We start from the raw sequence: 14,947 nt of genomic DNA, 5'->3' as shown, positions 1-14,947 counted from the left end.
CAATGGCGGCATCGGCGCTCATCGCGCCCGCGCAAGCCCAGACGCTCGATCGCGTCAAGACGAGCACCGCGCTCAAGCTCGGCTACGATCCGGATGCCAGGCCCTTTTCCTTCAATTCGGAGCAGGGCAGGCCGGATGGTTATGCCGTCGCTCTTTGCAACAAGATTGCCGACAGTCTAAGAGCACAGCTGAACCTGTCGAAGCTCGATGTCGAATGGGTTCCCCTGTCCGGCGATGCCAAGACCACGGCGATCGAGAGCGGTGCAGCCGATCTTGTCTGCGGTGCGGAGCCGGTGACCTTGACGCGCCGCAAACTTGTCTCGTTCTCGATCCCGATCTTCCCGAGCGGCACCGGCGCATTGCTCAGCACCAGTTCTCCGCTGGCGCTCCGGGAGGTGTTGCAATATGGCGAACCGACAAGCCGACCCGTCTGGCGCGGTTCGCCGGCCCGCACGATCCTGGAACACAAGACATTCTCTTCGATCGCCGGCACGACGAGTGAAAGCTGGTTGACCGACAGGATCAAGACCTTCCAGCTCGCGGCGACCGCAACGCCCGTCAACAACTATCAGCAGGGTATCGAACGTGTGCTGGACGGCAGTTCGGCGGTGCTCTTCGGTGATATGCCGGTCCTCATGGATGCTGCCGCCCGCAGCGACAATTCCGGCAATCTCATCGTCCTGCAGCGCCATTTCACCTACGAGCCGCTCGGTCTCGAACTGGCACGCGGCGACGAGGACTTCCGTCTCGCTGTCGATCGTGCCTTGAGCCAGACCTATGCGGCGCAGGATTTCCGAACCTTCTTCACCACCTGGTTCGGGCCACCGGATGAAGCAACGGTGACATTCTTCCAGCAGACGGCGCTGCCAGAATAACACCGCGATCGGTGGGAAATACGGCCGTCGAAAATGAAGGCGGCACGCTCCGGAGCAGGTCCGTCGACCTGCAACCCGTCTGCATGCCGCAGCAAGAAATATGGATGCAGCGAAACGGATGGGAGTGGTGGGGTGAGCCTCCTTTGGAAAGAAATTCGTCACAACCCGATGCTGTGGCTGCTCGTCGCAGTGCCGGTCGTCTTTGTCGCTGCGAGCGTTGCCCCCGAGGCGCACACGCTGCTGTTCATCCTCTCTGTGTTTGCGGTGATACCGCTCGCGGGTCTCCTCAGTCACGCGACTGAATCCGTAGCGGCAAAGACGGGCGATGCTGCCGGCGGGTTGCTCAACGCGACGCTTGGAAACCTGACGGAGCTCGTCATAGCGCTGACTGCCCTTCGCGCCGGGCAATACACGCTCGTAAAATCATCCGTCGCCGGTGCGATCGTCACGAACACCCTATTCATGCTGGGAGCGTCGTTTCTGCTCGGTGGCCTCAAACATCACACGCAGGAGTTCAACCGCGCCAATGCCCGCCTCCAGGCGGGCTTGCTCTTCCTCGCCACGATCGGTCTGCTGATGCCATCGGCAGTTGCTTCCATGGATTCTGCATCAGCGACGGCCGTCATCCACAAGCTCAGCTTCGGCCTGGCGATCCTGCTTATTGTCGGATACGCGCTGGGCCTGCTGTTCACGCTCAAAACACATCGCGACGCTTTCGCCGCAGCCGAGCAAGCCCATGACGCCGAAGAGCCGCCGTGGCCGATCGGCATGGCCCTGGCCACGCTTGCTGGTGTCACAGTGCTGGTCGCGCTCGTCAGCGAGATCTTCGTCGAGTCGGTGCAAGAGGCCGCCAAGGTTTTCGGGATGACGCAAGCCTTTGTCGGCTTCATCGTCGTTGCGCTGGTCGGCGGTGCTGCCGAAATGGCTTCGGCCTTTTCCGGTGCGCGCAAGAATCGGCTCGACCTGAGTGTGGGCATTGCACTTGGAAGCGCGTCGCAGATCGCGCTCTTCGTCGCGCCCGTGCTGGTCCTCTTGAGCTATTTGATCGGTCCGACACCGATGGATCTGCAATTTGCGCCCGGCGTCGTGGTCATGGTTTTCTTGGCCACGATCACGGCAATGTTCGTCACCAATAGCGGGCGTTCGGCATGGTTCATCGGCATGCTGGTGCTGATGGTCTACATGATCTTTGCCATGACGCTTTATGTTCTGCCCGATCAGACATCGTGATGCGGGCCGGCGGAGGCAAATATGCCAATGAAACCTGGTCGTGAATTGACCCATCGACAAATGCGGCGTCTGTTCTTCACCACACTGGTAAGGCAGCTTCGCGTGATCTGGCCAATCGTATCAGGGGTGGTCCTTGTGATGATCGGATGCGGGCTTGCAATCTGGCGCATCGAAGACTGGCGCCTCGATGAGGCTCTCTATTTCACGTTCGTGACGGGCCTGACCATCGGCTACGGCGATTTTACTCCCAAACATGTTTCGGCGCGGATATTGTCGTTGGTCATCGGCTTCGCAGGAATTGTGCTGACCGGCATTGTCGCCGCAGTCACTGTAAAGGCCTTGAACGCTGACGATTGGGAGCCCTGATGCCCTCTTCGTTTACGCCGCACTGTGCAGAGCGCAATTCGTTCTCTTGTAATGTGATCCAACGGAACCATTCTTACGAATAAATTTTCGGTAACCAATCGGGAACGGCCGGCGTTCCCCTGAGTTCGTACGATTTGCGGGGGTGCGCAAATATACGGAGCTGCCTTATGAGCCGAGAGCGTGGACGAAGGAAATTGATGCTCCGACTGCCTGATATTCGTCATCGTCTTTCTGGCATCGCCAGCGAGACACTTGGTGAAATGTTTGAAGCCTACGATCTTGCCGTCGATGCACTGGATCGGTTCCGCAATCAGCGCCCGCGTGAAGACAGGCTGATTACGGAATATGAGCAGCTCTGCCTTGAAATAGAGCAGGAGGTTCTCGTCTACTGCACCGACCGCTGAACCTGCCCGTCGAAGCCGGCAGCGAGTTCATGCTCGGATCCGGTTGACGCTGCCGCTGGCCAGGCCCAGGCTCGCAGCAATTCGTAAAAGACGCTGAGAACTACGGGCCCCAGGAACAACCCGAGAAGCCCGTGTGATAGCGTACCGCCGATGACCCCGATCAGGATCACGAGCATCGGGGTCGAGAGACCGCGCGACATCAATATGGGCTTCAGGACATTGTCGACCACCGTGATCGGTATCGCCAGGCAGGTAAAGATAAGTGCGGTGCCATAGGACCAGGAAAACCAGGCCCAAACGATCATGGGCAGAAGCACCAGCCCAGGACCCAATTGCATCACGCAGAGCATGAAGACGGCAAAGGTCAGCGCACCGCGTGCGGGGATGTCGAAAAAGGCAAAGCACAAACCGCAAAGCAGCGTCTGCAGGAAGGCGACGCCAATGACGCCGCGCGAAACATTCCGCACCGTACTTCCGGCAAGCCGGGCAAAGCCGACGCCTTTTTCGCCGCCGATCCGGTTTGCCAGCAGCTGCACTGCCGCAGCAAGTGGCGTGGCCCGCGTCAGAAACAGGCCGGAAAGCAGGATCGAGGCAACGAAACTCAAGACACCGCCGCCGACCGAAGCGAGCTTTGCCACGATGACGCCCATCACTTCGCGGATAGGTGCTTGAAACTTGATGACGGTAGAAGCCAGGTCGCCGGCAATCTGGTTCCATGTATTATAGATGCGCTCGCCGATGACGGGCCATTCCTTGATGGCAGCCGGGGCGGCAGGCAAGGTGAAGTCTTCAGTCCGCAACTTGCCGATCAACGCCTGCACAGTGTCGGCGAAATTGACGGCGACGAGGGCAAGCGGGGCAATGATCAGGACGAGGCAACTGACGACGATGACGATCGACGCGATTACCGGCCTGTTGCCGATCAGCCGCGAGAGAGCATCGAACATCGGAAACAGCGCCACCGCAAGGATAGCCGACCAGATGACGATCAGCGCGAAGGGAGCGATAAGCTCCAGTGTCCAATAGGCAAAAAGCCCTATAATGCCCAAGCGAACGAGATCGCTGACGCGCGCCTCGATCGAAAATTGCCCCGCACCGCTCGGTTGCGGGGCCGTATCATTGACCTGCTCCATGGCTGCATCCATCCCCGGCATGTAGAGCCGGACCCATCGTCATGACGTTGTGTCGGGCACTACATGCCGGATTGCGCGATCCTCGACATAGGCCGACGGGCGCTTTTGGCGCTTCCCAAGATCCGGCGCCTCGAATTTCACACGCTCATAAGGGATCGATTGCAGAATGTGCGAGATGCAGTTGACCCGCGCCCGCTTCTTGTCATCCGAAGGCACGATCCACCACGGCGCGTGATTGCTGTCGGTCATCCGCAGCATCTCGTCATAGACGCGCGTATAGTCCCACCAGCGTTGGTAGGATTCGACATCCATTGGGCTAAGTTTCCATTGCCGCAGAGGATCGTCGATCCGGCGTCTGAAACGCCGTTCCTGCTCTTCTTCGCTGACCGTCAGGAAATATTTGAGCAGGATGACGCCGCTTTCGACGATGGCGGCCTCGAACCGCGGTGCGAGCTCAAGGAAGCGCTGTGCCTTCTTGTCGCTGGCGAAGCCCATGACCCGATCGACTCCGGCACGGTTATACCAGCTGCGATCGAAGATCACGATTTCGCCGGCGGCCGGCAGATGGGCGATGTAGCGCTGCATGTAGATCTGCGATTTCTCGCGGTCGGTCGGCGCGGGCAGGGCGATCACCCGGAAGACGCGCGGGCTGACCCTTTCCGTTATGCGCTTGATCATCCCGCCCTTGCCGGCAGCATCACGTCCTTCGAAGACGATGACGATCCGTGCGCCGGATTTTTTGACCCAGGCTTGCAGATGGGCCAATTCCACCTGCAGGCGGCTGATCTCCTTCTCGTAATCCCATGACTTCTTTTTCTTCTTGCCCTTGCCGGTGCGGGGCTCCTCGCCATCGGCGAGTTGCGGCTCGTAATTCTCGTCCATGTCTCTCCCTCCTTCTGTCATCACGGGGCAGCGCTTGCCGTTGCGGCATTGCCGATCTGGTCGATATCGCCGATCAGCGTTCGCAGCGCCTCTTCTCTGCCATTGAAAATATTCTCGGCGCCGACTGTCTTGATGATCCCGGCCCGCTCGAGAATGGCGCGGCTTTCATCGCTGAGATCGGCGAACGCAAAGATGATGTTTCGCTTCACAAGCAATTCCGCCACGGCCTCGAGTGCGGTGGCGCCGGTGCTGTCGATTTGCGTGATGGCGCTGGCATCGAGCACCAGGCATTTGGTGTCGGCGGGAAGTTCCTTTGCGACCGACATCAGCCGGATGCGCACATAGTCGGCGTTGTAAAACAGGATACTGCCCTGAACTGCGAAGACGGCGGCGCCCGGAACGGGGCGTGCCTCCGGGTAGCGCTGAAGGTCAAAGAAGCCATGCCGACCTTCGATGCGGCCAAGCAGGCCGTCGCGCGGAAACATGGTCTGGCGCAGCAGATAGACGAAGGTCGCGCCGACGGCGACGATCACGCCGTTGAGGACGCCGAAACTGATGGCTCCCCACATGGCGATCAGCGCAAAGACGAACTCCATGCGGCTGATGCGCCAGATTTTCTTGAGCTCGCGAATATCGATCAGGCTGATGGCCGCCGCCACGAGAATGGCCGCAAGTGCAGGGATCGGGAGAATCCGCAACGCGCCATGCAGGAAAACCAGTGCGGCGACCAGCGTCGCCGCCGAAACGAGCCCGGCGAGCTGCGAAACGCCGCCCGTCGACAGGTTTATGGCGGTACGGGAATCCGATGCGCTGATCGGAAACGAGCCGAAAAGGCCCGGGGCGATATTGGCAGCACCAAGCCCGATCAGCTCCTGATTGGCATCGACCTCTTCGCCGGTCCGCGATCCAAAGCTGCGTGCCGTCACGATACCGGCGCCGAAGCTGACGAGGAAGATCGTGACCGAGCCGATCATGAGTTTGTCGAGAGGCATCTGATAGAAAGCCGGCAGGGAAAAACTCGGCAACCCGCTTGGCAGGTCGCCAACGACGGCAATACCCCGACCACGAAAATCGAAGAGCGCCGAAAGGATAACTGAGATAACGACGACCAGGACGGGACCGGGGATTTTCAGATTGAAGCCACGGACGGTCCAGAGCAACGCGAACATGGCAGTGCCGAGGATAAGCGAAGGCCAGTGAATCAGACTGCTCTTGGCAAAGATCTCGACAAGCGGCGAGACCAACCCGTCGGATTCGATTTTTACGCCTGTAAACCGACCGATCTGTCCGATCAGGATGGAGAGAGAGACGCCGGCAAAGAACCCGACCAGGATGGGGCGGGACAGAAAGCTCGCGAGAACGCCGAGCCGCAGCAATTTTGCTGCTAAGCAGCAAATGCCGACCCCCAGCGCAAGCGCCGAAGCGACCGCAACCCGATCGACATCGCCTCCCGCCGGTGCGGCAGCAATGATGGTGCCCATCGCCGCTGCCAGCACGGTCATCGTCGCAGCATCGGGCCCGACGATCAGGAGCCGGGAAGGCCCGAAAATCGCATAGGCGACCGGCGCGACAATACTGGCATAGATGCCTGTCTCCGGCGGCAATCCCGCGATGGCGGGATAGGCGATAGCGCTCGGCAGACCGACGGCGGCGATCGACAGCCCGGCCGGGATATCACTCCGGAACCAGGCCTTGTTGAAACCGGCCAGGCCCCGCAACATAGGAAGACTGCCTATCAATTCCGGCTCCTTATCCTGTCGCCGTTACTCCCGCGGTGCCTTGCTTTTGCTTGCACCGCCGGGTCGGCGCCACCCTTTGCTTCAATGTTCGAGGAACACGTAGTTCATCCAGCTGCTCATGCGCAGCAGCACCTTGCGGAGGAGGGCGACGTGATGCCAATAATGTGTGTAGACCGCGACCTCAGCGACAACGCCGCCGGGCAGTTGATACTGATCGGTGTTCTCGAGCAGCTCGATGCGGGCCAAGGTCTGACCGGGCGATGTTCGTTCGGGCGATTGCGGGTCGATCAGCGCACCGCTCGGTTGCAATTGGCCCTGGGCCATCACATCGATGACCTCCGCCACCCGTGCCTTGAATATTTTGCCGGGCACAGCCTTGAAGGAGACCTCGGCATCATCACCGACGCGGACACGTTGCAGCGAGTTCTGGATGAAGGCTGCCGCCAGCATGCGGTCCTCACTGTTGATAAAGACCATGACCGGGCGTAGGGGCAGGGGATTGGCCATCATGCCTGGGCGCAGGAAGACCTGCGTAACATACCCGTCAGACGGCGCCCGTACGGTCGTCTGGTCGAGTTCGTATTCGGCGTTGTTCAGCTCGGCCTGCAGCCTCGCGACCGTCGGGTTCGTGCCGTTGATCTCGGATTCATAAGCAAGCTTTGCTTGTGTCGCTTGCGCACGTGCCGTATCGACCGCTGCCTCCGCGGTAAGATAGATGCCGCGCCGGTTCTCGACCTCGAGTTCAGAATAGACGGCGCCTCGGCCACTCGATTTCGAATTCTCGTTCGACGCCTGGAACTTTTCAAAGGCCTGCAAGGATCTGTCCCGCGAGGCTTCGGCCCCCGTGACTGCCGCATTGGCGGCGTCGAGAGCGGCTTTCAGTTGCAGGACGGATTGCTTGGCTTCAGCAAGCGCTGCCGTCTTTTGGTCGACTGCAAACTGATATGGCCGGGGGTCGATGCGGAAAAGGATGTCGCCTTTCTTTAGCGGCGCGTTCGCAGTGACCGGAACGTCGACGACCTGGCCTCCGACGACGGGGATGACCGGAGCCGACGTGAAATAGATGCGCCCATCGCTCGAATAGGGATGATTGTAGCTCATCAGAAGCACAAGGCCCGAGATGATGAATATCCCGCCAAGGACGGCGGTTGCGAGTGACCACTGATTTACCGGGATCCTGAATAGCTTGAAGATCGTCCAGCAGATCGCGGCATAAGTCAGGATGAGGAGTAGTTCCATCAGGCGGTCTCCCTCTCCGGCGTATGCGCTTCGAGGTCGGCAATCCGGGCATGAAGACGGGCAATTTCTGCATTCGCTTCTGCTTCCGCCGACAGCTTTCCATCCGTGCGAATGCCCCAACCGCGATCCTCGCGGTAGAGGGTGGCCCAGATGAACAGGAACGGCCAGATTGCATGGAGGGTGAAGAGGCTGACCCATCCGGCAACATGGATGGCGTCCTGATGCGGATGATTGCGCGCTTTGGCCATGAGGTGAGGAATGTCGTGGATTGCGATCACCGCGTAGAAAAGGGTGACGAAGACAAAGACAAGGACGCCCAAGGCAAAATAGTCGAGAAACACGGTCGCTCCCTTCGGGCTGGCCTTGCCGAGCCGTTTGATCGCTGTCGAGGGCAGAATATTAGGCCTGTTTTCATGCTGAGGCCCGTAGCATCGCGTAAGCTCTATTGAAGCGTTGGAAACTCTGCCGTTTGTGGGGACCATCTCCACGTGAGAGCAAAAGGGCGGGATCAGAGCAACAGCGGTCATGCCGGCATTGCCACTCGGGACTGCCGCGGTTTTTCAAAAGCCGGCTAACGTAGGATCGTGTATTTTACGTCTGCTGCCGATCGCCCTGTTATATAGTTTCCTCATCTGCTTAGCGCAGTTTGATGGCGGGGGCGGGGATGGTGTCGGGAGAACAAGGTTCGACATATTTGTCCGCCCTCGAGACGGCTGAGACTTATTTTCCCGACCAGAAGCGGCTGGTGCAGCGACTTTTCTATATCAATGAGCCATTTCACAGCATGTGTGAGGATCTCACCGCTGCGGCGCAGGCTCTAGCGCATGTCGAGAGGCTACCGGAGGCTGTTCGGGAGGCGCGGCGACTGGAATATGCGGGTCTCGTCGATGCCCTGTTGAAAGAGATGGGGGAGGCGATCGCCCAATCGAAAATCGTAATGCTCAGGCGGTCCCCGCAGACCGGCCCGAAATTTCCGTAAGCGTATCTGTCATTCAATTGTCCAAGGGAGGTACGTGCGTGATGAAAGCATTGTCCCACAAACTGCTTGGTGGGTTATCGGCGTTGGCAATCATTGCGCTGCAGCCGACGTTACCGGCACGAGCCCAGACGCAAGCCCCGGCCCCTGCTGCGGCGGCGCCTGCGCAGGCTGCTCCCGAGCAACCGGCGGCTACGCTTCTGTCGGAGGACGAGCTCGAAGTGCTTGTGGCGCGGATCGCTCTCTATCCGGATGAACTGGTCGCAGCAATTTCCGCCGCCTCACTCTTTCCTCTCCAGATCATCGAGGCGCAGCGCTTCCTGGAAGCAAAAAAGAAGAATTCCGATCTCAAGCCCAAGAGTGATTGGGACGGCAGCGTCGTTTCCCTGCTCAATTACCCTGACGTCGTCAAGATGATGAGCGAGGATCTCGACTGGACCCAATCGCTCGCCGATGCGCTCACCAATCAGCAGAAGGACGTCCTGATTGCCATCCAGCAGCTTCGCGATGAGGCGGTTGAAAAGAACATCATCAAGACGGATGACAAGGTGACGGTCGTAACCGAAAACGACAATATCATCATCCGGCCGACGGATCCGGAAAAGATCTATATCCCGCAATATCCGCCGGAAATGCTCTACGAACCGGGTTATACCTCGGCGCCGATCTCCTATTATCCCAATTATTACGACAACTATTATTACCCTGGGGCCGCGTTCTTTGCTGGCGCCGTGACCGGCCTCGCCTGGGCGGCTGTCGTCAACTGGGATGACTGGGGTGTCTGGGGCGGCCGCTGGGGTGGCGATATCGATATCGACTGTAACAACTGCCTGAACGACCGCAACTTCAATGGAAAGCTCAAGTGGAATGATGTCGACTGGAGCAACGTCGACCGCAGCAAATTGAGCATCGGCAAGGACCAGCTTTCGAAGCTGGACCGTTCGGCGATCAAGTCCGGCCTGCAGGCTGACAATCGCAACCAGCTGCGCAACAGGGCAAACGATATTCAGGCTGCCCAGAGGCCCGGTAATCGCGCCAATTCAGTGCGTGCGGACGATATCCGCAAGAGCACGGCACAGGGCCTGAAGGATCGCCCAGCGGCAGGAAACCGGCCATCGGCAGGGGATCGCCCATCAGCAGGAAATCGACCAACCGCAGGAAATCGGCCTGCAGCTGGCCGGCCGGAGGCACGTCCTCAGAAGGCGGCCAATCGCCCGTCCAAACCCGCGCAGAGATCCGCCAACAGGCCCAATAAACCGCAGATGGCCGCCAGGCCCGACAATCGGGGGCGTCAACCGAGCGCACTTGGGAATGTCCAGTCCGGCCGGCGCGAAGCTGTCGCCTCGAAACGAGGATCGCAGAGCATGGGCGCCCATCGTCAGTCCGCTCGCCCCGCACAGCATCGGCCTCGCCCGCAGGGCGGCGGCGGGCGTGGCGGTGGTGGTGGCGGCAGACGGCGGTGAGACCTTTTTTCAGCTCAGGGAGTTACATCATGAGACGCCAATCGACCGTAATTCCGCTCATGTTCGCGGCGGCGCTTTGCGCAATGCCGGCTGCGCCGGCGCTTTCGCAAGTACAGACAGATCTCGCCGGATATGTGGCGGCAACCCCCTCACCGAAATTCGACACGCCGGAGCTTGCGCTCGACAAACTGAAATCGGTGCTCGGTTCCGGCAATATCGAAGATCTCGCAGCTCTGCTTGGCCTAAAGGCGGACAAGCTGCGTTCCAGCAACGAGGCGGTGATCGCTTACGGATTGATCCGCGAGGGCGCGGAACGGCAGGCGATCCTGCGGGATTTCGACGGCAAAAAGATTGTTGCGATCGGCGATCGGCTCTGGCCGCTGCCGTTTCCGGTGACCGAAGACAAGGACGGCAAATGGTCCTTTGACACCGAACGCGGCCTCGAAGAGATTACCAATCGTCGTATCGGTGAAAACGAACTCGCCACCATCGACACGATGCACGAATATGTCGCGGCCCAATACCAATATGCATCCGAGGACCGCGATGGCGATGGCATTTATGAATTCGCGAAGAAATTGATCAGCAGTCCCGGCAAGCTTGACGGCCTGTACTGGGATCCGAACGTCTATCCCGAGGAAAGTCCGGCAAGCGCGCTCGTCGAGACCGCCGCTTTCGGTGCCGCCAAGCGCGGGGAGGGCTATTTCGGCTATCGCTACCGCATTCTGACGTCTCAGGGTGACAACGTGCTCGGGGGCAAGCAAAGCTACATCATCAACGGTTATATGACCGGCGGCTTTGCACTGATTGCCTGGCCGGTCAAATACAGGGTCACGGGCGTGCAGACATTCGTGATCAATGGCGCCAACATCATCTACCAGCGTGATCTGGGCCCCAAAACGGAAGAGCGCGCAGCAGCGATCAAGGATTTCAACCCGGACGCAAGCTGGACCGTGGTAAGCGAATAGAAGTTCAGCCGGCGGCGTTCGACGCTGCCGGCGAAAAGCGCAAGGCAGCTGCCATGGCGCGGTTGGAGTATCGCTTCCTGCCCGTGACCTCGCGACCCAGCCATTGCGGCAGGTTCGGTTGCTCATCCTCGCTCGCCATTTCGATCTCGGCGAGCGTCAGTCCCTCATAGGCGCCGGCAAAGACATCCACATCCCAGCTCTTGCCATCATGGAGAACACGGTAGCGGGTCTTTTCGATGACGCGGCCTCCCGCATGGAGCAGGAGATCCCGGGCCTCATCGACCGGAATCTCATACTCATATTCCTCTCGGGCAAGGCCCGGCGTTCGAAATTTGATCGTTAGACGTGCAGAGCAGCCATCGATCAGGCGGACACGGACAGGGTTTTGATCGCGCCGGCAAAGGTAGGCCTGCTGCAGCAGATGCGGGGCGCCGGCGCAAGCGCGCCAGCTATCGTTGCGGACCAGGAACTTTCGCTCGATCTCGGTCGCTTTCAATCCGATATTCCTTCGCTCATGCCTGCTGTTACGGGTCAGTCGAGAGGCGGTTCCCAAGTGAGAAAGAAACCCACATCTCCGGGCATGCCGTCGGGAAAATTGATGATCATCGCCTTGAGGCCATAACCCTGCGGCTTGGCGACCTCCTCGAACAGTTCGAGAAGTTCTTTTGCTTTACCCTGCAGCGTCTTCTGCCAGCCGGGCAGGTTGTTATTAATGGCGCGGCCGCTATCACTGCAGAATGTCGATGGAAAACTGTATATCAGCGCCTCGTACTTGCCGTCCGCCGCCGCTTTCATCACCAGCCGTTTAATGACGGCGCGTTCCGTTTCTCCGATCTGTTTGCGGAAGAAATCCTCTACGAAATCGGCATGTTTCTTTGCTTCACGTGATTTGATCTTTTCGTTGCGCTCCATTTCCAGAAGCTGGAGTTCCAGAGCACGTTTGCGCAGGTCCTCTGCGCTTGTCATAGATTGGGATGTGGACGTCTCAGGTGATGTCATCGCCGCCTCCTCCAGAATGAGGATGATGATAGAGCGCGCGCGGGGACGAGGGCAGTAAAATACACGTCCATTGCGGTAGGATACGGTATCTTACGCCGACCGATGACCGCCTGCAGTAACCTTGACGTCATACGGTCGATTCTTGAAATCCTTCCGTTAAATTAGCCTTTTCTATTAAATCACGTTGCCGCGGTGACGACATGGGATTATCGTCGGTGGCAGCATACTGCAGGTTGTGATCAATCGGATTCGAGGGCGCCGATGACAAATGCAGGCATTGACAGGGCTTGCGGCAGCGCACCGTCTCAGGAGGAGGTGCTGCAGCAACTTGAGCGCATCCTATCCAGTCCGGAGTTTCGACTTCCCGAGCGGGCGGGGCGATTCCTTGAATTTGTCGTAAACGAGACACTTGCGGGCCGTCGCGATTATCTGAAGGCCTTTACCATCGCCCAGGCGGTTTTCGGCAGGGATGCGAACTTCGATGCCCAGCAGGATCCATGTGTCCGCATCGAAGCCGGGCGGCTGAGGCGGGAACTGGAGCATTATTATCTGACCGCCGGCAGCGCTGACCGGATCGTCATCACGGTTCCCCGTGGGGGCTACGTACCGGTCTTCGATGTGAGACAGGATATCGAGGATGCGGATGTCTCAAGCTTCGGACAAGAACCTCAGCCTTTATCGGGAGGAGATGACGCCGGGCGAGTCAACGTCATCAGGAACACGACCAGCCCGGCCGCAGCGAGCAGGCATCTGTCGCGCTCCCGATATTGGCTGATTGCGGGGGGTGTCGGGATCGTCCTCGCCTCTGTGGCTGTGATGCTCGAACATGTCAGCCCGTTCGACACGAACACCAAAGCGGCGAGGGGGGTAACCAATCGACCAACCATCGTTGTCGAGCATTTTGAAAGTGCCTCTGATGACGGACATGCATCCGATATCTCTCGTGGCATCACCGACGACATCATCGAAAAACTCGTCCCCTTCAACGATATTGTCGTGGTCGCTCCGCCGCCACGCAATCGAGAAGGCCAGGCGTCACCGCAGCCGCTCTATGCTCTCCAGGGAAGCGTGCGGTTGGAAGGCAGCACCCTGCGCTCAACTGCCAGGCTCGTGCGACGGGTGGATGGAGTGGTCATCTGGGCCAACAATTACGATGCCGACATGAAAGTGCAGGGCATCCTGAAAACCCAGGCGAGTCTTGCGGAACATATCGCGACGGCGGTGGCACGGCCGTTCGGCGTCATATTTACGACAGACACTGCCAGCATCGCTGGGGGCTCGGACGCCTTTTCCTGCATTCTCTCCTACTATAGCTATCGCAGCGAGATGACCGTGAAGACCCATGATGTTGCGAAGTCTTGCCTGCAGCGGGCCATCGAGAAGACGCCCGATGATTCCAATGTTGCCGCCTTCCTCTCGCTGGTCCATCTCGACGAGTTCCGCTTTCCGTACCAGTTGAACACCAATCCGACCGCCGCCACACTCAATCTTGCAAAGGAGCTTGCCGAACGCGCCGTACAACTCGACCAGAAGAATGCGCGCGCCCTTCAGGCGTTGATGCTCGCCGACTTTTTCAGCAATGACATGGTTGCGGCCCTGCGCGCCGGCGAAGCGGCCTATGCCAGCAATCCGAACGACACGGAAGTGGCGGGGGAATATGGCTTGCGTCTGTCGATGTCGGGAGAATGGAGCAGAGGCTGTGAATTGATTTCCGAGGCCATCAACAGGAACGCCGGGCCACGTGGCTATTACGAAGTCGGGATGGCGCTCTGTGCGTTCATGCGGGGTGACACGCAAGCCGCGGAACTTTGGTCGCGCATGTCGGATCTGAACTACAACCCGATGCATCGCCTCGTCTTGCTCTCCATCCTCGGGACCCTTGGGAAAACGGCTGAGGCAAAGGAGCAACTCGATTGGATCCAGCTCCGGTCACCCGCACTTATCCCGAATGTCGGGCGCGAAGTCGCCAAGCGGCTCGCCCGGACCGAAGACCAGGAGCGTTTCCTTGCTGGGTTGAAAGCCGCCGGCATGCCTATTTCGGTTGCCAAGGCGTCTCTCAATTGAAGTGAGCATCGTCTCAGGTGCCGTGACCACAGCACTGGAGACGATGATCGAGCGACACGTCTCCGTGAGCTTTTACATCTGTCACGATCAGACTTAGTGGCCCGATTCCGAAATGCCTCTCGGCTGGGCAAGCGGCAGCATGCCGCGATAGATGCCGGGGTCCGAGCCTTCGATCGGGATTGCCCCGACGCTTCGACGGTAGAACTCCATCGGGCCAGCGCCCCCGATTACCCCGTAGGCGTAGCCGTGCGCGTACATATCGAGAAGCGTGGTCAGCAGCAGAATGTGGCCGACACCTTTGCCGCGGGCGGCCGTATCGACGCCGGTCGGCCCGAAAAAGCCCTTGGCGGTTGCGTCGTGGCAGGCAAAGCCGATGAGTTCGTCGTTCTGGATTGCGATGAAGCAAGTGGGCGGCTGGCGCATGGTCGCAACCGTCGCTTCCGCGACCCAGCCGGATCCGAAGCGCGGCTCGATCCAAGCCGTCAGAGCGCTCAATTCCGGCGCAAGGACACGCCGGATGGTGATACCCTGTTCGGCGATGCGTTTATCGAGCGCAGGATCGGCCTTCAGCTCGTAGAGTTTTACCAGCATGTCCATGGTTTAGTCCTT

16 protein-coding genes are annotated in these 14,947 nt (G+C 59.3%); 8 read left to right on the top strand and 8 right to left on the bottom strand.

Going from position 1 to position 14,947, the window contains the following annotated elements:
* Nucleotides 1-2: 2 nt before the first annotated feature.
* The 4 genes from FHT93_RS26830 to FHT93_RS26815 all read left to right on the top strand — a co-directional run bounded on the left by FHT93_RS26830 (nucleotide 3) and on the right by FHT93_RS26815 (nucleotide 2,875).
* Nucleotides 3-875 (top strand): amino acid ABC transporter substrate-binding protein, encoded by an 873-nt coding sequence (locus tag FHT93_RS26830; RefSeq protein WP_246781749.1) that lies wholly within the window; start codon nucleotides 3-5, stop codon nucleotides 873-875.
* A 132-nt stretch (nucleotides 876-1,007) separates the two neighbouring features.
* Nucleotides 1,008-2,105, top strand: coding sequence for a calcium/proton exchanger (gene cax, locus FHT93_RS26825; protein WP_113014242.1), 1,098 nt, complete (start codon nucleotides 1,008-1,010; stop codon nucleotides 2,103-2,105).
* A 21-nt stretch (nucleotides 2,106-2,126) separates the two neighbouring features.
* A complete protein-coding gene (locus FHT93_RS26820; RefSeq protein ID WP_112545370.1) occupies nucleotides 2,127-2,471 on the top strand; it encodes a potassium channel family protein in 345 nt (114 codons plus the stop codon).
* Between the two features lie 167 nt (nucleotides 2,472-2,638).
* Entirely contained in the window at nucleotides 2,639-2,875 is a 237-nt protein-coding gene (locus FHT93_RS26815; RefSeq protein ID WP_112545371.1) for a hypothetical protein, read from the top strand.
* Here the strand turns inward: FHT93_RS26815 and FHT93_RS26810 are convergent.
* From FHT93_RS26810 to FHT93_RS26790, 5 genes are all read right to left on the bottom strand, one after another.
* The gene (locus FHT93_RS26810; protein ID WP_183850304.1) at nucleotides 2,857-4,008 is read right to left on the bottom strand and encodes an AI-2E family transporter; all 1,152 of its coding nucleotides are present in this window, start codon (nucleotides 4,006-4,008) and stop codon (nucleotides 2,857-2,859) included. The two genes, FHT93_RS26815 and FHT93_RS26810, sit on opposite strands and share 19 nt — an antisense overlap.
* A 39-nt stretch (nucleotides 4,009-4,047) precedes the next feature.
* Entirely contained in the window at nucleotides 4,048-4,890 is an 843-nt protein-coding gene (ppk2, locus tag FHT93_RS26805) for a polyphosphate kinase 2 (RefSeq protein ID WP_112545373.1), read from the bottom strand.
* A gap of 20 nt (nucleotides 4,891-4,910) precedes the next feature.
* Nucleotides 4,911-6,611 (bottom strand): SulP family inorganic anion transporter, encoded by a 1,701-nt coding sequence (locus tag FHT93_RS26800; RefSeq protein WP_183850302.1) that lies wholly within the window; start codon nucleotides 6,609-6,611, stop codon nucleotides 4,911-4,913.
* A 99-nt stretch (nucleotides 6,612-6,710) separates the two neighbouring features.
* Complete coding sequence (locus FHT93_RS26795) at nucleotides 6,711-7,868, bottom strand: HlyD family secretion protein (RefSeq protein ID WP_112545375.1); 1,158 nt, start codon at nucleotides 7,866-7,868, stop codon at nucleotides 6,711-6,713.
* Nucleotides 7,868-8,209, bottom strand: a complete 342-nt coding sequence (locus FHT93_RS26790) for a DUF3302 domain-containing protein (protein ID WP_113014237.1) — start codon at nucleotides 8,207-8,209, stop codon at nucleotides 7,868-7,870. The genes FHT93_RS26795 and FHT93_RS26790 overlap by 1 nt, the downstream gene beginning before the upstream one ends.
* Nucleotides 8,210-8,532: 323 nt before the next feature.
* Between FHT93_RS26790 and FHT93_RS26785 the strand changes: the two genes are divergently transcribed.
* The 3 genes from FHT93_RS26785 to FHT93_RS26775 are packed head-to-tail and all read left to right on the top strand — an operon-like array spanning nucleotide 8,533 to nucleotide 11,275.
* Nucleotides 8,533-8,847 carry a hypothetical protein gene (locus tag FHT93_RS26785; RefSeq protein WP_112545494.1) on the top strand — a complete coding sequence of 105 codons (315 nt, stop codon included), beginning with the start codon at nucleotides 8,533-8,535 and terminating at the stop codon, nucleotides 8,845-8,847.
* 41 nt (nucleotides 8,848-8,888) lie between these two features.
* Nucleotides 8,889-10,307: a DUF3300 domain-containing protein gene (locus FHT93_RS26780; protein WP_183850555.1), complete on the top strand. Its 1,419-nt coding sequence runs from the start codon at nucleotides 8,889-8,891 to the stop codon at nucleotides 10,305-10,307.
* Nucleotides 10,308-10,336: 29 nt separating this feature from the next.
* Nucleotides 10,337-11,275, top strand: a complete 939-nt coding sequence (locus FHT93_RS26775; RefSeq protein ID WP_112545377.1) for a DUF2950 family protein — start codon at nucleotides 10,337-10,339, stop codon at nucleotides 11,273-11,275.
* Nucleotides 11,276-11,279: 4 nt separating this feature from the next.
* On the opposite strand, the gene FHT93_RS26770 is transcribed toward FHT93_RS26775, so the two are convergent.
* On the bottom strand, nucleotides 11,280-11,771 hold the full coding sequence (locus FHT93_RS26770) for a CYTH domain-containing protein (RefSeq protein WP_112545378.1): 492 nt from the start codon (nucleotides 11,769-11,771) through the stop codon (nucleotides 11,280-11,282).
* A gap of 35 nt (nucleotides 11,772-11,806) precedes the next feature.
* Nucleotides 11,807-12,274 (bottom strand): hypothetical protein, encoded by a 468-nt coding sequence (locus FHT93_RS26765; protein ID WP_112545379.1) that lies wholly within the window; start codon nucleotides 12,272-12,274, stop codon nucleotides 11,807-11,809.
* Nucleotides 12,275-12,535: 261 nt separating this feature from the next.
* On the opposite strand from FHT93_RS26765, the gene FHT93_RS26760 reads away from it, so the two are divergent.
* Entirely contained in the window at nucleotides 12,536-14,338 is a 1,803-nt protein-coding gene (locus FHT93_RS26760) for a hypothetical protein (protein ID WP_183850300.1), read from the top strand.
* A 93-nt stretch (nucleotides 14,339-14,431) separates the two neighbouring features.
* On the opposite strand, the gene FHT93_RS26755 is transcribed toward FHT93_RS26760, so the two are convergent.
* Nucleotides 14,432-14,935 carry a GNAT family N-acetyltransferase gene (locus FHT93_RS26755; protein WP_183850298.1) on the bottom strand — a complete coding sequence of 168 codons (504 nt, stop codon included), beginning with the start codon at nucleotides 14,933-14,935 and terminating at the stop codon, nucleotides 14,432-14,434.
* Between the last annotated feature and the right edge of the window lie 12 nt (nucleotides 14,936-14,947).

Source organism: Rhizobium sp. BK379, assembly GCF_014193955.1.
Classification (GTDB): Bacteria; Pseudomonadota; Alphaproteobacteria; order Rhizobiales; family Rhizobiaceae; genus Rhizobium.
Note: the sequence above shows the minus strand (reverse complement) of the source record. Positions and strands in the feature narration are given on the sequence as shown.